General features: G+C 52.6%; 18 protein-coding genes. 13 read left to right on the plus strand and 5 right to left on the minus strand.

Going from position 1 to position 21,918, the window contains the following annotated elements:
- Positions 1-2: 2 nt before the first annotated feature.
- The 11 genes from hslV to OCV58_RS06125 all read left to right on the plus strand — a co-directional run bounded on the left by hslV (position 3) and on the right by OCV58_RS06125 (position 13,516).
- On the plus strand, positions 3-542 hold the full coding sequence (gene hslV / locus OCV58_RS06075) for an ATP-dependent protease subunit HslV (protein WP_198643487.1): 540 nt from the start codon (positions 3-5) through the stop codon (positions 540-542).
- Between the two features lie 25 nt (positions 543-567).
- Complete coding sequence (gene hslU / locus OCV58_RS06080; RefSeq protein ID WP_154877267.1) at positions 568-1,971, plus strand: ATP-dependent protease ATPase subunit HslU; 1,404 nt, start codon at positions 568-570, stop codon at positions 1,969-1,971.
- 21 nt (positions 1,972-1,992) lie between these two features.
- Complete coding sequence (locus OCV58_RS06085) at positions 1,993-3,216, plus strand: class I SAM-dependent rRNA methyltransferase (RefSeq protein ID WP_267312818.1); 1,224 nt, start codon at positions 1,993-1,995, stop codon at positions 3,214-3,216.
- 62 nt (positions 3,217-3,278) lie between these two features.
- Complete coding sequence (thrC, locus tag OCV58_RS06090; RefSeq protein ID WP_154877269.1) at positions 3,279-4,781, plus strand: threonine synthase; 1,503 nt, start codon at positions 3,279-3,281, stop codon at positions 4,779-4,781.
- A gap of 31 nt (positions 4,782-4,812) precedes the next feature.
- A complete protein-coding gene (locus OCV58_RS06095) occupies positions 4,813-5,700 on the plus strand; it encodes a DMT family transporter (RefSeq protein WP_154877270.1) in 888 nt (295 codons plus the stop codon).
- 3 nt (positions 5,701-5,703) lie between these two features.
- Positions 5,704-6,432: a TVP38/TMEM64 family protein gene (locus OCV58_RS06100; protein WP_154877271.1), complete on the plus strand. Its 729-nt coding sequence runs from the start codon at positions 5,704-5,706 to the stop codon at positions 6,430-6,432.
- Between the two features lie 551 nt (positions 6,433-6,983).
- Positions 6,984-8,354 carry a short-chain fatty acid transporter gene (locus OCV58_RS06105; RefSeq protein ID WP_233127957.1) on the plus strand — a complete coding sequence of 457 codons (1,371 nt, stop codon included), beginning with the start codon at positions 6,984-6,986 and terminating at the stop codon, positions 8,352-8,354.
- An 80-nt stretch (positions 8,355-8,434) separates the two neighbouring features.
- A complete protein-coding gene (locus tag OCV58_RS06110) occupies positions 8,435-9,394 on the plus strand; it encodes a 3-hydroxyacyl-CoA dehydrogenase family protein (protein ID WP_087477034.1) in 960 nt (319 codons plus the stop codon).
- 155 nt (positions 9,395-9,549) lie between these two features.
- A complete protein-coding gene (locus tag OCV58_RS06115) occupies positions 9,550-10,908 on the plus strand; it encodes an FAD-dependent oxidoreductase (RefSeq protein WP_087477033.1) in 1,359 nt (452 codons plus the stop codon).
- A 221-nt stretch (positions 10,909-11,129) separates the two neighbouring features.
- Positions 11,130-12,602, plus strand: coding sequence for a hypothetical protein (locus OCV58_RS06120; protein WP_087477032.1), 1,473 nt, complete (start codon positions 11,130-11,132; stop codon positions 12,600-12,602).
- A 20-nt stretch (positions 12,603-12,622) separates the two neighbouring features.
- Complete coding sequence (locus tag OCV58_RS06125) at positions 12,623-13,516, plus strand: hypothetical protein (protein ID WP_154877273.1); 894 nt, start codon at positions 12,623-12,625, stop codon at positions 13,514-13,516.
- 152 nt (positions 13,517-13,668) lie between these two features.
- Here OCV58_RS06125 and OCV58_RS06130 read toward each other — a convergent pair whose 3' ends face one another.
- From OCV58_RS06130 to OCV58_RS06150, 5 genes are all read right to left on the minus strand, one after another.
- Positions 13,669-14,901 (minus strand): aminopeptidase, encoded by a 1,233-nt coding sequence (locus tag OCV58_RS06130; RefSeq protein WP_154877274.1) that lies wholly within the window; start codon positions 14,899-14,901, stop codon positions 13,669-13,671.
- Positions 14,902-14,913: 12 nt separating this feature from the next.
- Positions 14,914-16,251: an MATE family efflux transporter gene (locus tag OCV58_RS06135; RefSeq protein ID WP_154877275.1), complete on the minus strand. Its 1,338-nt coding sequence runs from the start codon at positions 16,249-16,251 to the stop codon at positions 14,914-14,916.
- Positions 16,252-16,315: 64 nt separating this feature from the next.
- A complete protein-coding gene (gene rpsT, locus OCV58_RS06140; protein WP_087477028.1) occupies positions 16,316-16,582 on the minus strand; it encodes a 30S ribosomal protein S20 in 267 nt (88 codons plus the stop codon).
- 85 nt (positions 16,583-16,667) lie between these two features.
- On the minus strand, positions 16,668-17,633 hold the full coding sequence (gene fba, locus OCV58_RS06145; RefSeq protein WP_087477027.1) for a class II fructose-1,6-bisphosphate aldolase: 966 nt from the start codon (positions 17,631-17,633) through the stop codon (positions 16,668-16,670).
- Positions 17,634-17,661: 28 nt separating this feature from the next.
- Positions 17,662-18,555, minus strand: a complete 894-nt coding sequence (locus tag OCV58_RS06150) for an RluA family pseudouridine synthase (RefSeq protein ID WP_204246313.1) — start codon at positions 18,553-18,555, stop codon at positions 17,662-17,664.
- Between the two features lie 277 nt (positions 18,556-18,832).
- Here OCV58_RS06150 and dnaG point away from each other — a divergent pair, with 277 nt between their 5' ends.
- Both dnaG and rpoD read left to right on the plus strand, forming a co-directional pair.
- Positions 18,833-20,626, plus strand: coding sequence for a DNA primase (gene dnaG, locus OCV58_RS06155; RefSeq protein ID WP_154877276.1), 1,794 nt, complete (start codon positions 18,833-18,835; stop codon positions 20,624-20,626).
- Positions 20,627-20,646: 20 nt separating this feature from the next.
- Positions 20,647-21,915 carry an RNA polymerase sigma factor RpoD gene (rpoD, locus tag OCV58_RS06160; protein WP_087477174.1) on the plus strand — a complete coding sequence of 423 codons (1,269 nt, stop codon included), beginning with the start codon at positions 20,647-20,649 and terminating at the stop codon, positions 21,913-21,915.
- Positions 21,916-21,918 lie beyond the last annotated feature (3 nt).

Below are 21,918 nucleotides of genomic sequence, written 5' to 3' on the forward strand. Positions count from 1 at the left end.
TGATGTCTACAGAATTTCACGCGACGACCATCGTCGCCGTACAGCGCAACGGCAAGACGGCCATTGCCGGCGACGGCCAGGTGACGATGGGCAACGCCGTCATTATGAAGGGCACGGCCCAGAAGGTGCGCCGCCTGTACCACGGCAAGATCATCAGCGGCTTCGCCGGCTCTGTCGCCGACGCCTTTACCTTGTTTGACCATTTTGAAGAAAAGCTGAACGAATACAACGGAAATCTCGTCCGCAGCGCCGTAGAACTGGCCAAGGACTGGCGTTCCGATAAAATACTGCACAAGCTGGAAGCGCTGCTCCTCGTAGCGGACAGCCAGCGCATCCTCCTGATTTCCGGAAACGGCGAAGTCATCGAGCCCGACGACGGCATTTCGGCCATCGGCTCCGGCGGCAACTACGCCTTGGCGTCGGCCCGGGCCCTGATGCAGAATACGGACCTGTCGGCCCGCGATATTGCAGAAAAATCACTGCACATCGCCGCTGATATCTGCGTGTATACCAATCACAACGTCATCGTAGAAGAAATATAATAAACTATACAGAAGAGGGAATGACATGAACGAAATTGAATTGACACCGAAGCAAATTGTCGCAGAGCTGGATAAATACATCGTAGGCCAGAAGGAAGCGAAAAAATCCGTCGCCATCGCCCTGCGCAACCGCTGGCGCCGCAAGCGGCTGAACGAAGAAATGCAGGATGAAATTATTCCGAAAAATATCCTGCTCATCGGACCGACAGGCGTAGGCAAGACGGAAATTGCCCGCCGCCTGGCCCGGCTCGTCGGCGCTCCCTTCATCAAAGTCGAAGCGACGAAATATACGGAAGTCGGATACGTAGGCCGCGACGTCGAACAGATCATCCGCGATCTCGTAGCCAACGCCATCCGCATGGTCCAGGAGCAGGAAAGCCTGCGCTATGAAGCCAAGGCCGAAGAAGAAGCCAATAAGCGCATCCTGCAGGTTTTCTGGCCGAAGAAGACGGCTATTAAAGAAAAGGCAGCCAATCCGATGGATATCTTTTTCTCCAGCGACGATACGTCTGACGAAGAAGAGCAGCCGAAGCAGCTCGAAGAGCCGAAGTCGGACCGCCGGCAGAAGATGTACGAAGACATTTGCGCTCATAAGATGGACGACAGGGAAATCGAAGTAGAGGTCCGTGAACAGGAACGGGCTATACAGGGCATCTTGACGGGCAATTCGACGGAAGAGCTGACCAGCAACTTCCAGGAAATGCTGGGCAGCATCATGCCGAAAAAAAAGAAGAAAAAGAAGATGACCGTAGCTAAAGCTCGGGAAATTTTCAAGGATGAAGAACTGGAAAAATGCCTCGACATGGACGTCATCGTCGACAAGGCTATCGAAGCGACGGAACAGGCCGGCATCGTCTTTATCGACGAATTCGATAAGATCGCTGAAAAGAACCGCGGCGGCGGACCGGACGTATCCCGTGAAGGGGTGCAGCGCGATATCCTGCCCATCGTCGAAGGGGCGACAGTCAATACGAAATACGGCCCGGTAAAGACGGATCACATCTTGTTTATCGCCGCCGGCGCCTTTCACGTATCGAAGCCCAGCGACCTCATCCCGGAACTGCAGGGCCGCTTTCCTATCCGCGTAGAGCTCCAGTCCCTGACGGTCGACGATTTCCGCAAAATCTTGACCGAGCCGAATCAATCCCTCGTCAAACAGTACACGTCCTTGCTGTCGACAGACGGCGTAGAACTGGAATTCACTGACGACGGCATCGACGCTATTGCCGAATACGCCCATCGCGTCAACTTGGAAACGGAAAACATCGGTGCCCGCCGTTTGCATACTATGCTGGAAAAAATCCTGGAGGACGTCGCCTTTGAAGCACCGGATGTGGACGAACACCATATTGTCGTCAACAGCGATTTCGTTGCCGGTAAGCTGAACGATGTCGTTCAGAACGTCGACCTGAGTCATTACATTTTATAAAGGATTATAAAGGAGATTCTAGTGAGACCGTACGCTAAACTATATATAACCCGAAAGGGGGAAATGGCTGCCCGCAGCGGCCATCCCTGGGTCTACGGCGAGGAAGTCACCCGCGTAGACGGCGTGTATGCGACGGGCGATATCGTCGATGTCTACAGCCAGAAGGACCGGTATTTGGGGACGGGCTTTGCCAACGACATATCGAAAATCCGCGTCCGCATCGTATCGGACAACGCCAACGACCGCTTCGACGACGCCTTTTGGCAGCGCCGCGTCAAGTATGCCCTCCAGTACCGTTATACCGTCATGGGGCCGGCTGATTTTTCCTGCTGCCGTTTGATTTTCGGCGACGCCGACCAAATGCCGGGCCTGACCGTCGACCGGTATAACGACATATTGGTGGCGCAGACCTTATGCTACGGCATGGATCAGGTCAAGCCGGTGATCTTCAAGGCCCTCGTCGACGAGCTGGCCGCCATGGGCGTATCCGTCCGCGGCATTTACGAGCGCAACGACGTCAAGGTGCGGGAGCTCGACGGCATGATCCAGTATAAGGGCTGGTATGAAGCCGACTTTCTGCCGCAGCCGGGCAGTCCCGTGACGACGATCAACGAGAACGGCGTCTTGTATGACGTAGACATAGAAAACGGCCAGAAGACGGGGTTCTTCCTCGACCAGAAGTACAATCGCCTGGCCGTGGCTAAAATCGCCGCCGGACGCCATGTGTTAGACTGCTTTACCCATACGGGTGCCTTTGCCCTCAATGCGGCGAAGGGCGGCGCTGCCTCCGTTACAGCTGTCGACGTATCGGAAGAAGCCGTCGCCATGACCAATGAAAACATCCGCCGCAACGGGCTGGAACAGATTGTGACAGCTAAACAGGCTAACGTATTCGACTTGCTTACGGAAATGGCCGAGCAGAAATGCCGCGATTACGATTTCATCATCCTCGACCCGCCGGCCTTTACGAAGTCGGGCCATACGGTGCACAACGCCATACGGGGATATAAGGAAATCAATCTGAAAGCCATGAAGCTCCTGCCGCGGGGCGGATATCTCGCCACGTGCTCGTGCTCCCACTTCATGCGCGACGACCTGTTCCGCCGCATGCTCCGCGACGCGGCGAAGGACGCCGGCGTCCATCTGCGGCAGATTGAAGGTCGCCAGCAGTCGCCGGACCATCCGATTTTGTGGAACGTGCCGGAGACGGATTATCTCAAATTTTATTTGTTCCAGGTCGTATAAGCCTGCTTCATGATATACTGGCCTGATACCAGCTTTGCTTAGATAAAAGGGGGAAGATATACATGAAATTCAGAAGTACACGCTCCAATACCTGCGTAGCTCCGTCCTACGCCCTGCTTCACGGCCTTGCGCCGGACGGCGGCCTGTACGTTCCGGAAACCTTTCCGGAACAGGTGCTGCAGTACAAGGACTTAGCGGGAAAATCGTATCAGGAAATCGCCTCTGTCGTCTTGTCATATTTCTTTACGAATTTTACGGACGAAGAACGCAATACCATGATCGCCTCGGCCTATAACGAAACTACCTTCCGGGACGAACGCATTGTGCCCCTTCATTCCATCGATACGGACGTCAGCATTTCCGAGCTGTTCCACGGCCGCACGCTGGCCTTCAAAGACCTGGCACTGTCCTTGTTCCCGTACTTGCTGACGGCGGCGAAGGCCCAGGAAAAGGAAGACCGGGATATACTGATTCTGACGGCGACGAGCGGCGATACGGGGAAAGCGGCTCTGGAAGGCTTCAAGGACGTGGCAGGCACGAATATCATGGTCTTCTATCCCAGCGAAGGCGTCAGCCCTATGCAGAAGCAGCAGATGCAGAAGCAGGAAGGGAATAACGTCAACGTGTCGGCGATTTACGGCAACTTCGACGACGCCCAGAGCTTTTTGAAGCGGGTTTTCGTCGACCCCGGCGTCAACGCCTATGCTGACGAAAAGGGCGTGTTGCTTTCCAGCGCCAATTCCATCAACATTGGCCGCCTCTTCCCGCAGGTCGCCTATTACGTCTCGACGTACGTATCCCTCGTCGACAATGGCGCTATTTCCGAAGGGGAAATCTTCGACGTCGTCGTGCCGACAGGCAACTTCGGCAATATCCTGGCCGGATATTTTGCCAAAAAGATGGGCGTTCCCATCGGCAAGCTGATTTGCGCTTCCAATAAGAATAAGGTCCTGGCCGATTTCTTTGAAACGGGCGTGTACGATATGAACCGCCAGTTCTTTACGACAGACAGCCCGTCCATGGATATTCTCCTGTCCAGTAACTTTGAACGGTTCCTGTTTTATGTCGCCGGGCAGGATGCGGAAAAGGTTGCGGAGTGGGAAAAGGACTTGTCTGAAACGGGAAAAATAGCCGTATCGGCAGAAGAATTGGCCCAGCTCCGCCGGGAATTTGAAGGCGGTTGGATCGACGACGGCGAAACGGAAGCCGTCATCAACCACGTGTACAACGATTACGGATATCTTTTGGACCCCCATACGGCCGTAGCCTACGGCGTATACATGAACCGCCGCAGACAGGGGCTGTGCGAAGGCCGCCATACCGTCGTCATGGCGACGGCACATCCCTATAAGTTCCCGCCGGTCATCTGCCAGGCGCTGGCCTTGCCTAAGCACGACGATGCCTTCGACGAGCTTCTTGAAATCGCCGACGTAACGGGCATGGCCCTGCCTAAGCCGCTGGCAGAACTGCGGAATAAGCCCGTCCGCTTCGGCAGCTCCATTGAGAAAGAAGATATGAAACAGGCCGTCCTTGCCTTCGTCGACGCGATTCACGGCCGGGCGTGAGCCTTGATAGGGAAGAGGTAAAGGAAGTCGTATGAGTAAAGGCGTCATTTACATGATATTGTCTTCGCTGGCGTTTAGCTTGCAAAATGTCATCGTTAAAGAATTGTCGTATACGATGAGTACAGGAGAAATATCGTTTTTCCGCGGCTTTTTGAGCGCCTTGCTCATTTTGGCGCTCATGAAGGCCCAGCATGTTCATTTTTCCAAGTACGACCGTCCGACGCTGTGGTTTCGCGGCGTCGTCGGCGGCGCGGGCATGATTTGCATTTTCTATGCCCTGCGGGGCATGCCTCTGGCTGACGTGTCGATTTTATCCCAGCTGTCGGCGTTTTTCGTCATGATATTTGCGGCTGTCTTTTTAAAGGAAGTCATGCCCAGGGGAGCGGCTCTGCCCTTGGTAGTCATTGTCGTCGGGGCTTGTCTGGTCGTACGGCCGTGGAATTTTTCGTCGTTCAACGTATATTCCCTATTCGTGCTGGCTCAGGCTTTGTTTGCCGCTATGGCTTATACGACGATCAGCAAGCTGACCGGGTCAGGGCGGCATCATCAGTACGAAATCGTCTTTTATTTTCTCTTTTGTGCGGCCGTAGCCGGTGCGGTTCTCATGGGCTTTGATTTTCAGATGCCGAACGGCAGAGAATGGCTTTTGTATATTGCGTTAGGCATTATTACCGTCGTCGCCCAGATTTGGATGACTGACGCCTACGCTTACGGAAACCCTGTCGTCGTCAGCTTCGTAGCATATATTGCCGTTGTTTTCAATGCGTTGTGGGGATTTGTGTTCTTTGATGAAGTGCTGACAGTCATGACGATTATGGGCGGTATTTGTATTGTCGGAGGTTCCATGTATTTGACGAAATTAAAGCACGACCGGATTAGAAGCCGTACGATTGTGACCGTACGGGAACGTAAAGGATAAGCTATGAAACAAGCTGCTACCTTGTCGGAAACACATATAAAAATTATATTCTTTGCCCTGCTGATCGGCGTATTAGGCGGCATCCACCTGCTGATACCTGATTTTTACCGCACTGTATGGGAATTGTCCGTCAGCGGCAATTTAGACGGGACGATTGAATACCTGCGCTCCTTCGGCGTGTGGGCCGTCGTCGTCAGCATGATCATCGACATCGTCATCAATATCGTCGGATTTCTGCCGTCTATCTTCATTTCGGCGGCTAACGGCGTCTTATTCGGCATCGCCGCCGGGACGGTCATTTCCTGGCTGGCCGAGACGATCGGCGTCGTCATCAGCTTCTTTTTCATGCGGACGCTGTTTCGCCATAAGGCCAAGGAGCTCATTGAAAAGAGCCGTATGCTCAGCAAGCTGGACGAATACAGCACGCTGAAATCCATGGCCGTCGCCAGAGCTCTGCCGTACTCGCCGAACGGGCTGATTACGGCCCTGGGGGCGCTGAGCAGCATCAGCTACCGCGATTATATACTGGGCACGCTGATTGGCAAGCTGCCTTCCGTTGCCGTGGAAGTCGTCGTCGGGCACGACGTCGTAATGCTGGAAGACAACGCCGGCCGCCTGACGGTCCTGATCGTCATCGTTGTCATCGTATACGGCGGCCTGTGGTATTGGAACCGCCGTCAAAAGGCCAAGAAAGTATTAGAACAATTGAAGAGAAATATGGAGAAGAAATAGTCCATTCCCAGTGAACCGCTTCCTGTCTGTCGGCAGGGGGCGGTTTGTTACGTTAGGAACAAAGCGTATGCCTGTCGCATTGCATATTTGTCGTATAAAATAATATGCAGCACAAAAATAATTTATAAAACGAAATATTCCTGTATAGTAAAAAAATTCTTGCCTTTCCACAGCATGCCATCTCCGTAGTCAAGGAGTATGCAGGGCACCATATATAGAGATATTTTTTTTGCAGTAAGGCGCAGTACACAGCGCTGTTTCGGCAGATAGGAGGGAAAATATATCAGTTTTATGATATAACGAGAAAATAGTTGACGAATATTTAAGAGTATCCAATATGATTCGTTAAAATTTAAATATGAGTCAAGTGAATTCAATTTTTCGTTTATTTGGTCAATATAGTCTATTAATTCTAACTGTTATTCAATATAAAACAGGGTATAATAACAGTGTAGCATATTAGGAGAAAAGGCAGTCTTCTGAAGGAAAGGCGGAAGACCGCCGTATTAGGTGAAAGGTGTCACAATAAAACAAAGAAAGGAGAAATGAGTATGTCTACTCAAAAGAAGCAATTTACTGATTATTTTACCGACTTTGCCCAAAAATGGGTACCTGATTCGTATGTCATCGCTTTAATTCTTACTATTGTCGCATTTATTTTAGCACTTATCTTCACGCCGGCCAGCCCCTTCGAAACGGTTATCGCCTGGGGCAAAGGTTTCTGGACCTTGCTGGCATTCTCCATGCAGATGTCCTTAATCGTTATTACGGGCTATGCATTGGCAACGACGCCTATCTGCACGCGCCTCATTTCCTCGGCCTGCAGCAAACCTAATTCTCCTACTGGCGTATATGTATACTGCGTCATCCTTTCCACGATTGGCTACTATTTGAACTGGGGCTTCGGCTTAGTATTCGCCGCCCTGATTTGTAAGAACCTGGCTGTCCAGGCTGAACGCAAAGGCATTGCCATCGACTACCGCTATCTGTGCGGTGCCGGCTGGACGCCGTTCTTCATCTGGCACATGGGTCTTTCCGGTTCGGCTCCGCTGCTCGTCGCTACGGCTGACCACTTCATGGTCAAAGAAATGGGCGTTATTCCTATTTCCATGACTATCTTCCATCCGTACAACCTGATTCTGACAGCAGCTTCCATCATCGCTATCCTCGTCCTCTTCGGCTTCGTACTTCAGCCTAAGAACAAGGAAAAAATGGTATCCATTTCTCAGTGGAATCCGGCTCTGGCTCAGATCGATCCGCCTGCTGCAGATACGAAAGTGGAAATCAAGACGCCGAGCGAATGGGTTACGTATAAACCGTGGTGCTCCTACATCATCGGCCTCATGTTCCTGGCGTACCTGTTCTATCATTTCTTCATCCTCGGTCAATCCTTGGACATCAACGTCTTGAACTTCCTGTTCCTGACCTTGATCATCTGGCTGTACGGTTCTCCGGCAGCTATGCTGAAAGCTGTTAAGGCTTCCACGCCGGCAGCCTGGGGCGTTATCCTCCAGTTCCCGTTCTATGCCGGTATCTTCGGTATCATGAAATTTACGGGCCTCGTCGATACGATCGCCGCTTGGGTTATTTCCTTCAGCACGACGACGACGTTCCCGGCTATCGCTGCTATCCTGAGCAGTATCATCAGCTACTTCATTCCGTCCGGCGGCAGCAAGTGGGTTATCGAAGCTCCGTTCCTTATTCCTGCCGGCAAGGCCTTGGGCGTTCCCGATGCGCAGACCGTTATCGCCTACATGTTTGGCGGCGACTTGACTGCATTGGTTCAGCCGTTCTTCGCCGTACCGTTCATGGCAGTCTGCGGCTTGGAATTCAAGGACTTCGTCGGTTACAGCTTTGTAGCCTTCATCGTTTTGGCTCTTATCATGATCTTCGGCTTGACATTCGTTCCGTTTGCAGTCTAAGATTATAATAGAGAGCAGAGTATAGTGTAATACGAGTTAGTAATAATTAAAAATACATAAAAGAAGGAAGGTAAAAACACATGAAAAAATTCGAAGACATTAAGACGATTTGCAACCTCGGTTGCGGAACGATGGGTTTCGGCACAGCGATTGCTTTTGCAAAGAGCGGTTACGAAGTCAACATGTTCGGTCGTAAGGATGCCAGTATCGAACGGGCTATGAAAAATATCCACTTCACGCTGGACGTTATGAAAGCGAACGACCTCTTGACGGAAGAAGAAGAAAAAGGCCTCCTCAGCCGCATCCACGGCGTAACGACGCTGAAAGACGCTGCTGCCAACGCTGATTTCGTCATCGAATCGGTTGCAGAAGATCTGGATATCAAAAAAGCCGTTTACAAAGAAATGGAATCCTACTTAGGACCCGACGTTATCTTTGCTACGGACTCCTCCGGATTGTCCCCGACAGAAGTCGCGTCGGCTTTGGATCATCCCGAACGCTTCGTCGTCGCTCACTTCTGGAATCCTCCTCATCTGATTCCGTTGGTTGAAATCGTTCCGGGCGCTAAGACGAACCAGGAAACTGTCGACATTACATGGAAGCTCATGGAAAAAATTGGCAAAAAACCGGTTGCGCTGCTGAAAGAAGCTCCGGGCTTCGTCGGCAACCGCCTCCAGTTTGCTCTGCTTCGTGAAGCCCTGCACTGCGTAAAAGAAGGCATCGCTACGGCAGAAGCTGTCGACGCCATCTGCAAATACAGCATCGGCCGCCGCTTAGGCGTAACGGGCCCGATCGAAACGGCTGACTTCGGCGGTCTCGATATCTTCTACAACATCTCCGCTTACTTGAATGCCGACCTGGCTGACGACAAGGAAGCTTCCGATGTTATGAAGAAATGCGTCGACGAAGGAAACTTGGGCGCTAAGACCGGCACGGGCTTGTACAACTGGACTCCGGAAGATATTGACAGAATCAAACGGACGAGAGAAGAAGTCCTCATCGAATGGCTGAAAAAAGACGCATCTGGTCAGAAATTCTAAGGTTCAATCTGAGCTGTTGGATGTGCTGACGCGATGATGCAGCTGTCATCCCGAAACAGGGGAACTAGGTCCTGCTGTTTCGGGATGACTTTTTTTGTCAAAATGTTGTATACTATACGTGGTGTATACTATTAAAAAGCAAAGGATGAGAAACTATGGTAGAGTATAAAGACGTCTTGGGATTTGAACAGGAACCGTTGGAAAGCGCCGATTTCGCCAGCTTGAAAGAAGCCGTCGAAGAAGCGCGCCGCTGCCTGAACTGCGCCGTTCCGCAGTGCCGTAAGGGTTGTCCTATCAACAATGAAATTCCCCAGTTTATTCATGCGCTGGCTCAGGGCAACATCGGCGAAGCTGCCGAACACATCGCGCACAACAGCTGTCTGCCCGGCATCTGCGGCCGCGTCTGCCCGTGGGAAAAGCAGTGTGAAGGGGCCTGCGTATTGGGCAAAAAGGGAAAACACGTTGAAATCGGCAAGCTGGAACGCTTTGTAGCCGATAAATGCTTCGAAGGCGAATTGCTGCCCGTTCCTAAAAAGGGCGACGCCGTTGCTAAGGTCGCCGTAATCGGCAGCGGCCCTGCCGGATTGGCTGCCGCCCACGAGCTGCTTAGCCGGCAGTACGACGTAACGATTTTTGAAAGCGCTTCCGAGCCGGGCGGTATGCTCATGTTCGGCATTCCTTCGTTCCGTTTGCATAAAAAGCACGTATACCGGGAAATGGAATACCTGCAGCAGCTGGGCGCCGTCTTCCAATTCAATACGAAAATCGGCGCGGACAAACAAATCAGCGACTTGTTTGCCGAAGGATATGAAGCCGTCTTCATCGCTACCGGCGCGCCTGTAGGCTGGAATTTGGGCGTTGAAAACGATACGGTCGACGGCGTCGTCGACGCGCAGCATTTCCTGACCCAGGTTCAGCAGGTACAGCTCGGCCAGGCGAAGCAGGAAGACTTGCCGATTCAGCCCGGAGACGACGTCATCGTCGTAGGCGCCGGCAACGTGGCTATCGACGCGGCCCGCACGGCCCTGCGCCTGAAAGCCAACGTCACTATCGTATACCGCCGCGCAGAAAAGAACATGAAGTGCCTGCCCTCGGAATATGAAGCTGCGAAGGCTGACGGCGTCGCCTTTAAATTCTACTCGGCTCCGAAGGCCGTCGTAGGTCAGGACCATGTAGAAGGCCTGCAGTACGAAAAACAGCAGATTTTGGAAGACGCCACGATGGTGCCGACAGGAGAATTCGGCGTCGTGCCGGCTAATAAAATCATCGCCGCTATCGGCAACCGGCCGGAATTGGACTGCATGCGCCAGTTCAGCGTCGACATGAACGGTGACGGTTACATCTTCACGAAGGACGAACCGTACGGCATGACCAGCCAGACCGGTGTATTCGCCGCCGGCGACATCGTCCATAAACCGGCAACCGTCGTATTGGCTATGCGCGAAGGGAAGAAAGTGGCTGTCGGCATCGACCAGTATATAAAGGCCAAACACCTGATGGCTAAGTGTCAGTAAGAATCCGTATGAAAAAAATTCATTTCTTATAAAGATTCTTCATAATAAATAAATATGGAACGATAAAATTGCCCGATATACGCTGTAATTTGCTGCGTATATCGGGCAATTTTTATTTTCAGTAATATTGCATAACTATTCCTCATGACATGCCTTTCATTCTTGTCATGCCATGAAAAACATGGTAGCATAGCAATATGCCATAACGAGGGGGTATTTGCTTGGTATCTGAAGAATATGCAGTGATATTGAAAAAACTGATTACGATAACGGAAACGAAGAATTTAGTCTTGGCGAACATAACGGGATACGACGTGTCCTATATCAGCAAGTGGGTGAACGGCGTAAAATTGCCGGCGACGAAATATATCGAGCAGATCAATGAAAAACTGGCTAAGTGCTTCGCCGAATCAGTCATAACCAACGGGCAGATTGACGAACTGAGTACATTGTTTGCTGTCCCTGTGACGCGAGAAACGGCGGAGTTTGAAATATTGCAGCAGTTAAGCGCCTCCTATCGGTTTTCCATGAAGCATCACGGCCGCCACCGGCAGGAAGCTGCCGTGCCGGCGAAGGTCATTACGGGGAATCACGATGTCTTTCTATTTATGAATACAGTATTTAAGGAAAAGGTGCAGAACGCCAAAGAGGGAAGCAACCTGCTGATTTTAGGCGATTTCTGCACGCTGCTGGACATTGATTTCTGGAAATTTCTGGAATTTCCCAATGAGACGGCGCCGCACATTACGATTCACGTCGGCATCGATTTGGAAAAATTGTCCCGCGATACGAAATATACGGAGCAGCTGTACATTATTCTGGGAAAATACCTGAATTACGAGTTTAAGCTGTATCATTCCGACGTCTTAAAGCAGGGCAATACGATCATCATGGAAAATGAGTTCGTTATTCAATATTCCCTGCAGGGAGAGCGCAGTATCGGCATTTGTACCTATATTTCCGACGCGGCCCTGGTGCAGGATATTTATAACCGATTTTACGTCGGCTTTGCCAACCAGCAGGCAGCGCTGGCCCCGGTGAAAACCTTGGGAATCGAGGATATCGGGTTTCGGACGGCCTTTTATTCGTCTGACAAATATTTCTTTTTCCTGACAAACGGCGTCGATTTCCTGCTGCCGCCGCAGGCCGTTTCTGAATTTTTGACGGAAATCAAGGCGTCGAAGCAGGTGACGAGGCAGATCGGACAGCTGCAGATCATGTGGGATGAAATGATGGCCTCAGGCGAAGTGGAATTTATGCTGCCGATGACGTCGATTATCCGTTATATCGAAACGGGATATATGTTTTTTACCGATAAGGAATTCAAGATGAAGGCTCCGTATCGCAAGATGCACCTGCAGCATGCGCTGGATATTATGGAAAAAAATCCGAAAATTACCGTAGGCGTCATTCAGGCCTCCATGGAAATGTCGGAATATCAGGTGACGAATTTATCCTTTTATTCCAATTATACGGCCGCTTTTTTTAAGAAAAATCCTCAGTATATTCGCGAATCGGTATGCCCGTTTTACGTCGTAGCGAATAAAAAATTGGTTGAATGCTTCCATACCTTTTTCAGGCAAGTGAAGCAGATGCCTATGTACCATCATTATGCGTATACGGACATCCGGCAGAAGTACGAGCAGTATAAGGGATTTGTAGAGCGGACGATTGATTTGTACGAAGACGCGTAATTCCGTCAGGAGGAACGACTATGAACAAGACGATGCACGCAGGCTTTTTAGTGCTGTATTTTATTGCCCTCGTCCTGTCCGGCACGTCGCCGCTGTTTGCGGCAGGCGCCGCCCTGGTGTTCTTTTTAGTCACGTCCTTTCAGGTGCTGAAAATGATCGTCGTCCTGGCCGTGATAATCGGCGGGCTGTGCGTCCTCTTTCCCTTTTTGGCTCCCGTGGCCTTTATACTGGCCGTCGTATTTTTTGTGCTGCGCATACGGTTTATCATCCGAAATATATACGCCATTTTGGCCGGGGCTTACATGTACGGCCTTCTCGCCGCCTTTGGCGCGTCCCATATAGGTCTTCTCGGCTATGCGGCGTATGCCTTGACTGCGGCGGCAGTCCTCGTGCTGCATGTCATATTAAAATGGCTGTATCGAATGGGCTATACGACGAAGCAGGCCTTCGGCATTATGGGCTTGGTGCCGCTGCTGGTCGTCGCTTTTGTCTTGCCCTTCTTAAAAATCCCTGTTGTTCACGGCGACGTAGTCGTAAGTCCCGACGTATATCCTGACGCTGCGCCGCCCCCCGACGTCGTCCACAGCGGCGTTGCAGTCCGTCCTGCTGCATATCCGGGAACTGCGGCTTCTCCTGACGTCGTTCACGATGGTATTATCGTACGGCCTCCTATATATCCTGATACCGTTCACAGCGGCATTACCGTGCATCCCGGCGTATATCCCAGCGCCGGAGTGTCCTATGACGCCGTTCATGGGGCTCACGTCAACCATTCCTCTTATATAAATCCCTATGCCGACGAGCCTACGGTGACGGTCCGGCCGTATATTAAAGGTGACGGAACGGTTGTAAAAGGCCATGTCAGGACGGCTCCCGACGAAGTGGAATCGAATAATCTTTCCTACAGAGGGTAAGAACATACCGGGAATTTCCCATAGCTCCCTTGCGAGGACGGCACGGTCGTCTGCCGTAAGGGAGCGTTTTTGCATTGGAATATACAAATCCCCTCGTTACCGATAGGGACAGGTAACGAGGGGATTTACGCTGATGCAGGCAGCGTGAGCCGTTATTCTGCCCAGTCGCCGTGCAGAAAGACGGGTACTTCGCTGCCGTCGGCTTTGATGCCTGTAATGGACAGATCCGGCGAGCCGACCATGAAATCGACGTGAATCATGGAATCATTCAGTCCGGCCTGCGCCGTTTCTTCCTTCGTCATTTCCGCTCCGCCGGCCAGGCAGGTCGGATAGGACGCGCCGAGCGCTAAGTGGCACGACGCGTTTTCATCGAATAAGGTTTCATAAAAGAGGATATTCGATAGGGAAATGGGCGAATGGTAGGGAATGAGGGCGACTTCGCCGAGGCGGCCCGCTCCTTCGTCGATGGCGACGAGCTTCTGCAGGACGTCGTCGCCTGTTTCGGCATGGGCTTCGACGACCTTGCCGTCTTTAAATACGAGGCGGAACTTGTCGATGACGTTGCCGTTATAAACCAAGGGCTTTGTGCTGTATACGACGCCGTCTACGCCGTCGGCGCAGGGAGCCGTGTAGATTTCTTCCGTCGGGATATTGGCGTTGAAGGAGATGCCGCTGGCAGATGTTTCTGCGCCGCCCTGCCAGATATGCTTCTCCGGAAGGCGGATCGTCAGGTCTGTGCCGAGGGAGTTCGTATAGCGCAGCGCAGAGAAATGCTGCTCCGTCATCCACTGACGGCGGGCTGCCAGGTTGGCGAGATGAGCGTCCCAGTCCGCCAGGGGATCGGCTCCGTCGGCGCGGGACGACTGGAGAATCTGGTTCCACAAGGCGTTATAAGCTGCATCGTCTTCCAATTGGGGATATAAAATGGATGCCCAGACCTTGCTGGGAACGGCGGCGACGAGCCACGTCGTCTTGGAAGCCATCATGCCGTCGATATATTCTTTTAAGGCTTCATTCTGCGCTTTCTGCCAGGCAAAGATCTTCTTTGTGTCGATGCCGCTCATGAGGTAGGGATTGGCTGAAATGAGGCTTAAAAAAGCGGCGTTTTGGCGGTAGTAGGACAGGCTGAATTCGCGCCGCCATTCGGGAAAGGATTCAAACTGTTCCTGGCCTTCGTATTCATAGCGCAGGCGGGCCGTATCGTCGCAGCGCCAGTTGCATACGACTTGCGACGCGCCGCAGATATAGGCTTCCTTGGTCAAAATCGTTACGAAAGCGCTTGATTCGACGGGGGCGTTGACGACCAGGATTTGGCCCTTTTGCAGGTTCAGGCCCTTGGTCAGCAGGATATTGGCATAGACGGCCAGTTGTTCATTTGTTGGCATGAGAATCACTCCTTAATGTTGAAATGCTGTGTGACGCCATAAGCGGTAATTCAGGGCGCTGGAATTGATGATCAGGCTGATGACGAAGCACAGCCAGTATCCGTACGGCCCGTACGGCGTCAAATGGGCGCAGGCGTAGCCTAAGGGAATGCTAATGAGCCAGTAGGTGACGAAGGCGATGTACGTAATGACCTTGACGTCCTTATAGCCGCGCAGGATGCCCTGGACGGGCGTGCCGGCCGCGTCAAGAAAGACGAAGGCCATGGCGTATACGAGAAATTTGCGGATAGCCGCGAAGGTATCCGCATCGTGGGTAAACAGGCTGCTGATCGGGTCCAGGAACAGGTACGTCGCCGTAACGGTCACCGTCGCCATGGCAAAGGCCGTCATCTGGCAGAGGAGGGCGTACTGGCGGGCGCCGGCAAAATTCTTAGCGCCTACTTCGTAGCCGATGACGATAGTCGCTGTCAGGCTGACGCTCCAGGGAATCGTATAGGTCAGCGTGGCGTAGCTGATAGCCGCCTGATTGGCTGCCAGATACAGCGTCCCAAACTCGGCCATGAGGAGGCCGACGATGCTGAACAGGCTCGTTTCGCAGAATACGGCGATAAAGATGGGGATGCCCAGCTGCAGCTGGTGATAGCAGTGGGCCCAACTGACGGGGCGGGGCTTCGTCCAGATGGCATAGGAGCGAAAGGGCTCCTTCCATTGGAATACGGCGGCAAAGATGAAGAAGGCGATCCACGAGGCGATTGTCAAGGCGTAGCCCGTGCCGATGCCGCCCATGGGAGCGATGCCCAGTCCGCCGAAGATGAGGAGGCGGAACAGGAGTACCGTGACGACCATATGAAATACGATGATGGCCATAGAAATATGAGTCATGCCGTGGGCGTCGACGACGTAGCGCATCGTCGCCATGAGAAACATAGGCAGAATGCCCAAGGCCAGAGCAAACAGGTACTCGCCGGCAATGTAGCGGACAGCCGGTTCCAGTCCCATAAAGTCGAGAAAGGGCGGCAGGACGAGGCTGCCCAGGGCGATGGCGACGACGGTAAAGAAGACGGCGATATACAAGCTCTGGGCGATATACATGGGAATGCGGCTGTCCTTGCGGGCTCCCCGCAGCTGGGAAATAATCGGCGACACGCCGAAAAAGAGGCCGCAGACGCCGGCGAAGATGGGCACCCAGATGTTGACGGCGACGGCGACGCCGGCCAAATCGACTGTGCCGGCCTGGCCGCTGAAGATGCTGCTGAATACGCTTGTGCCTATTTGCGCTACCTGCGTGAATAGGAGGGGGAAAAATAAAATAAGAAAATGTCTAAACTGTGAAAACTGGGGGAACTGCATAGGGCCTCCTTGAGAATAGAAAAACAAGGCCCGTCGTATTCGGCGGGCCTTGTCAGCATTTACATTATTTTCCCATTGCGTTGACTTTAGCAGCCAGGCGGGACTTTTTGCGAGCTGCGTTGTTTTTATGGAGAACGCCTTTCTGAGCGGCGCTATCGATTACACTGCTTGCTTTATCAAAGGCTTTCTTTACAGCGTCGGCATCACCAGCGGCAATTGCTTCAGTCGTGCGGCGGATAGCCGTATGAACGGAAGATTTTACTCTGGAGTTAGCTGCGTGACGAGCTGCGTCCTTTTCCATGGATTTGATGTTGGATTTAATTTGCGGCAATTGATTCACCTCCCTAAATTACAAGAACACTAGAAAGTATTCTATCATATAGAGCGCTAAAAATCAATATATTTTTGTAATTTAGTTAGATTTTGCCTTCCGATCCGAGAACGCATTTGATCTTATGCGCTACGATGTCATGGACGAACTGGCGGCCGTCCGTGAGGTACTGGCGCGGGTCGAAATGATCGGGATGCTGCGCCATGTGCTGGCGGATACCGGCGGTCAGGCCCAGGCGGAGGTCGGAGTCGATGTTGATCTTGCAGACTGCCATGGAAGCGGCTTTGCGGAGCTGGTCTTCGGGAATGCCGATGGCGTCGGCCAAGTTGCCGCCGTTGGAGTTGATGATCTTAACGTATTCCGGAACGACGGACGAAGCGCCGTGCAGTACGATGGGGAAGCCGGGCAGGCGTTTGGAAACTTCTTCGAGGATGTCGAAGCGCAGCGTCGGCGGAACGAGGACGCCCTGTTCGTTGCGCGTGCACTGTTCCGGTTTGAATTTATACGCGCCGTGGCTGGTGCCGATAGCGATAGCCAGGGAATCGACGCCGGTGCGGGTTACGAATTCTTCTACTTCTTCCGGACGGGTATACGAAGCTTCATGAGCGGCGACTTTTACGTCGTCTTCAATGCCGGCGAGCTGGCCTAATTCGCCTTCTACGACGACGCCGTGGGCGTGAGCGTATTCGACGACTTTTTTCGTCAAGGCGATGTTGTCTTCAAACGAATGCTTGGAGCCGTCAATCATGACCGACGTAAAGCCGCCGTCGATGCAGTCCTTGCACGTTTCAAAGTCTGCGCCGTGGTCGAGGTGAAGGGCGATGGGCAGGTCGTTCGTTTCCAGAGCCGCTTCTACGAGGTGTTTCAAATATGCCGGTTTAGCATATTTTCTGGCGCCGGCCGAAGCCTGAAGAATAATAGGGGATTTCAGTTCGGCAGCTGCTTCCGTAACGCCCTGAACGATTTCCATGTTGTTGATGTTGAACGCTCCGATGGCGTAGTGTCCTTCATAGGCTTTCTTAAACATTTCTGTGGTTCCGACTAATGGCATTTGGCATACCTCCTAAAAATAAATGAAATTAATGAAGCCTTGCGTATATGTAATTCCAGCCGGCCTGGCTGACAAGGCGCGCCATATCAGCAGGGAGGGGGGAATTGACCGAAATAAGCTGTCCCGTCATGGGATGGACGAACTGCATGGCGTAGGCGTGCAGCGCCTGCCGCGTCATGAGGGCCCGTGAACCGCCGTACAAGTCGTCGCCGACCAAGGGATACCCGAGGTAGGCGCTGTGTACGCGAATCTGGTGGGTCCGGCCCGTGTGCAGGCAGACGCTGACCAGGCTGTAGGCGTCGCCGGCGGCCAGGCAGGTGAAATCCGTATGGGCCGGTTTTCCTCCGGCCATGACCTGACGGGTAATGATGCTGTCCGGGCAGCGGCCGATAGGGCTGCGGACAGTGGCGAAGGGGCTGGGAAAGCGGCCTTCCGTCAACGCCATGTACAGCCGTTTATAAGCTGTCTCTTTTTTGTCGAATTGGGACTGCACCTGCGGTTCTTTGGCAATCATGCACAAGCCCGACGTATTCTTGTCCAGGCGGTGCATCGGGTGGTACGAGCAATGCTGGCGGCTTTGTTCGTAGTAGTACGCCACGGCGTTGGCCAGCGTACCCTGCCGCACGGCTGCCGTCGGATGCATGAGCAGGCCTGCGGGCTTGTCGACGACGAGGAGGTAGTCGTCCTCGTAGGCGATAGACAAAGGGATGGGCTCGGGCGAAAACGAATTGACCTGAGGCAGGTCGACGCGGACTACGTCGCCCTCATAGACAAACTGCGTTGTCGAAGCAATCTGGCCGTTGACCGTGCAGACGCCGTTGCGTTTGATGCGGCGGCGCAGCGTTGACGATACGCCGAAATGGCGCAGCGCTCCGAGAAGGCTCGTGGGCCTGGATAGCGGGCCTACTGTAAAATGAATCATTATACCATCCTTTAATACAAATCTAAGATTATTCATCTATATTATACAAAATGGTAAAAAATAAATCTATACATTTCTAGGTTCCCCCGTCAATTTGCAAATAAAATTAAATGGAAAAGAACGTTGACCGATGGGCAGGGAATGTATTATGATAGGAGCGTTGCGGATTTTTTGCAGGTCTCCTGTTTTTTTCGCGGTTTGGAAATAAAAGAAGGATTTTGGCCGGGCCATAGAGAATATATTATCGTCGGAATAATTAAAGGTACAGGTGATTGGCGTGAGGAGATTTTCCAGTGAATTCATTGAACAGGTGCGGCAAGCCAACGACATCGTCGGCGTCATATCAGGGTATGTGTCCCTAAAGCGCCAGGGACGGAATTTTTGGGCCTGCTGTCCTTTTCACAGTGAAAAAACAGCGTCTTTCAGCGTCGCCGCTGATAAAGGTTTTTTTTATTGCTTCGGCTGTCATGCCTCGGGCGACGTATTTAAATTCATTATGATGCAGGAGCACGTTTCTTTTTCCGACGCCGTGACGATGCTGGCCGAGCGGGCTCATATCCCCCTGCCGGAAATCCAGAAGTCGGCTGAGGAAATCGAACGGGAACGGCTGGCAGGCCGCTTGTATCAAATCAATGAAATGGCCGGGAATTTTTTTCATAATTGTCTGACGAAAACTCATTACGGAGAACCGGGACTGGCCTACTTTCACAAGCGCCGCGTATCCGACGGGACGATCCGGGAATTTAAGCTCGGTTTCGCGCCGGACAGCTGGAATAAGCTGACCGATGCCTTCATGAAAAAAGGCGTGTCGGGAAAGGATTTGGTGCTGTTGGGACTGGCAAAGGAAAAGAACGGCCGTTTTTACGATGCCTTCCGCAATCGGGTTATTTTTCCCATACGGGACGGCCGCAGCCGCATTGTCGGATTCGGCGGCCGCGTGCTGGACGACAGCCGGCCGAAATACCTGAATTCTCCCGAAACGCCTATATTTAATAAACGCCGCTTATTATTTGCCATGGATCTGGCTCACAAAGCCATTTATGAAGAGGGAAAGGCGGTCCTCGTCGAAGGCTACATGGACGTCGTAGCAGCTCACGACAAGGGCATACGCAACGTCGTAGCCTCTCTGGGCACGTCGTTTACGCCGGAGCAGGCCCGCCTGCTGCAGCGGCAGGCCGACGAGCTGGTACTGTCCTACGACATGGACGGCGCCGGCCGGCAGGCGACGCTGCGGGCGATGGAGATCGTCCGCGGCATGGGCCTGCGGATACGCGTCGTGTCGCTGCCCCAGGGAAAGGACCCGGACGAATATATTAATTCAGCCGGGCCGGAAAAATTTAAAGAAGCCGTTGCCAACGCGCCCAACGCTCTGGACTACATGCTCCAGACGGCGCTGCGCCAATACGATGGCACGACGCTGGAAGGAAAATCCTCTATTACGGCCATGGTTCTTCCCGTCGTGGCGACCGTAGACAACCGGGTCGTTTTAGACGGCTTTTTAAAGAAAATGGCCAGGCAAATACAAATTGATGAAACAGCTGTCCGCAGCGAATTTAATAAATACGTGGCCAAGCATCCGGAATTAGGCCAGCAGCAAGTCGTCATATCGCCGACAGTGTTTCATGAAAACGCGGCGGCCCGTGGACAAGGCTCCATGGCTGTGGCGGAAGAAAATATTCTGCGCTTCTTGTTGGAAAAACCGTCGGCATGCGAACGCATCCGGCAGAAAATCGATATCGCCTTTTTTATGGATGAACGCCGGCGCCGCATATATCAAACCATTTTAGACGTCTACGCCTCGCAGGGGGCCTATGCCAAAGCGGATATTCAGCAGCGCCTGACGCCGGAAGAGGCGGAAGAAGTAGCGCGGATTATGATTTTGCAGGACGTCCCTATGGACGAAGCCGTGCTGATGGATTATGTCAGGCGGTTCCGCTTAGCCGAGCTGCAGAAGCAGTATATCGAGCACAGCCAAAAAGCGACTGCGTACAGCCGCAATAACGACCAGCGGGTTATAGAAGAATTAGCAGCATGCAAGCGAATAAACGAAGAAATCAAGAAGTGGTCTTAGGAGAAAGGAGCTTGTACGTCATGGTAAAAACGACAGATGCAGTTGAAAATACAATAGAAAAGAAGGCCGGCGCGAAGAAAAGTACAGCGAAGAAAGCGCCGAAACGCAAAACGAGCAAGAAAAAAGAACCGGCAAAGCAGATGAGCGAACAAGAACGCCGTGAAATCGTCTTGCAGCACATTAAGCAGCTTCTCCAAACGGGCCAGAAAAAAGGCTGTCTCACGTATACGGAAATCATGAACGTCATGGAAGAGGACGACCTGTCGCCGGAACAAATCGATAAGATGTACGAGCTGTTTGCCGATAAGGGCATCGACATTATCGGTGAAGACGATTCCCTGAACGACAACGACGACCTCAACGTCGACGACGACGGCGAACCTGTTCCCGATCTGCACAACGTCGATTTAAGCGTTCCCGAGGGCATCAATATCGACGACCCTGTCCGCATGTATTTGAAGGAAATCGGCCGGGTACCCCTCCTGTCGGCGACGGAAGAAATCGCGTTGGCCCAGGCTATCGAGCGAGGCAATTCGCCCGACGCGACGGAAGAAGAATTAAAAGCCGGAGCTATGGCCAAGAAAAAACTGACCGATGCGAACTTGCGCCTCGTAGTCAGCATTGCCAAGCGGTACGTAGGACGAGGCATGCTGTTCCTCGACCTCATTCAGGAAGGCAATCTGGGCCTCTTGAAAGCCGTCGACAAATTCGATTACAGCAAGGGCTATAAATTCAGTACCTATGCAACATGGTGGATTCGCCAGGCCATTACCCGGGCTATTGCCGACCAAGCCCGGACGATACGCATTCCCGTCCACATGGTCGAAACGATTAATAAGCTCATCCGCATTTCCCGGCAGCTCCTGCAGGATAAAGGCAGAGAGCCCCTGCCGGAAGAAATTGCCGAAAAGATGGATATTCCCGTAGAACGCGTCCGGGAAATCATGAAGATTGCCCAGGAACCGGTATCGCTGGAAACGCCTATTGGCGAAGAAGAAGACTCCCATTTGGGAGACTTTATCGAAGACTCCGAAGCGATTGCCCCGGACGACGCTGCGTCCTTTATTTTGCTGAAAGAGCAGATTGAAGACGTGTTTTCCTGCCTGACAGACAGGGAACGCAAGGTCCTGTACCTGCGCTTCGGCTTGAAGGACGGCCGCCCCAGAACGCTGGAAGAAGTAGGCCAGCATTTCAACGTCACGCGCGAACGAATCCGCCAGATTGAAGGCAAGGCCCTCAGCAAGCTGCGCAATTGGGGCAAGCGGGAAAAGATTAAAGATTTTCTTTAATCC

Origin of the sequence: Megasphaera stantonii (assembly GCF_025567065.1) — a bacterium.
GTDB lineage: Bacteria > Bacillota > Negativicutes > Veillonellales > Megasphaeraceae > Megasphaera > Megasphaera stantonii.

Excerpts from the sequence above, each read along its gene's own strand:
- rpoD (WP_087477174.1), top strand. The coding sequence starts at position 20,647 with ATGGTAAAAACGACAGATGCAGTTGAAAATACAATAGAAAAGAAGGCC.
- hslU (WP_154877267.1), top strand. The coding sequence starts at position 568 with ATGAACGAAATTGAATTGACACCGAAGCAAATTGTCGCAGAGCTGGAT.
- OCV58_RS06100 (WP_154877271.1), top strand. The coding sequence starts at position 5,704 with ATGAAACAAGCTGCTACCTTGTCGGAAACACATATAAAAATTATATTC.
- thrC (WP_154877269.1), top strand. The coding sequence starts at position 3,279 with ATGAAATTCAGAAGTACACGCTCCAATACCTGCGTAGCTCCGTCCTAC.
- OCV58_RS06115 (WP_087477033.1), top strand. The coding sequence starts at position 9,550 with ATGGTAGAGTATAAAGACGTCTTGGGATTTGAACAGGAACCGTTGGAA.
- OCV58_RS06125 (WP_154877273.1), top strand. The coding sequence starts at position 12,623 with ATGAACAAGACGATGCACGCAGGCTTTTTAGTGCTGTATTTTATTGCC.
- fba (WP_087477027.1), bottom strand. The coding sequence starts at position 17,633 with ATGCCATTAGTCGGAACCACAGAAATGTTTAAGAAAGCCTATGAAGGA.
- OCV58_RS06150 (WP_204246313.1), bottom strand. The coding sequence starts at position 18,555 with ATGATTCATTTTACAGTAGGCCCGCTATCCAGGCCCACGAGCCTTCTC.
- OCV58_RS06135 (WP_154877275.1), bottom strand. The coding sequence starts at position 16,251 with ATGCAGTTCCCCCAGTTTTCACAGTTTAGACATTTTCTTATTTTATTT.
- hslV (WP_198643487.1), top strand. The coding sequence starts at position 3 with ATGTCTACAGAATTTCACGCGACGACCATCGTCGCCGTACAGCGCAAC.
- OCV58_RS06110 (WP_087477034.1), top strand. The coding sequence starts at position 8,435 with ATGAAAAAATTCGAAGACATTAAGACGATTTGCAACCTCGGTTGCGGA.
- OCV58_RS06095 (WP_154877270.1), top strand. The coding sequence starts at position 4,813 with ATGAGTAAAGGCGTCATTTACATGATATTGTCTTCGCTGGCGTTTAGC.
- OCV58_RS06105 (WP_233127957.1), top strand. The coding sequence starts at position 6,984 with ATGTCTACTCAAAAGAAGCAATTTACTGATTATTTTACCGACTTTGCC.
- OCV58_RS06130 (WP_154877274.1), bottom strand. The coding sequence starts at position 14,901 with ATGCCAACAAATGAACAACTGGCCGTCTATGCCAATATCCTGCTGACC.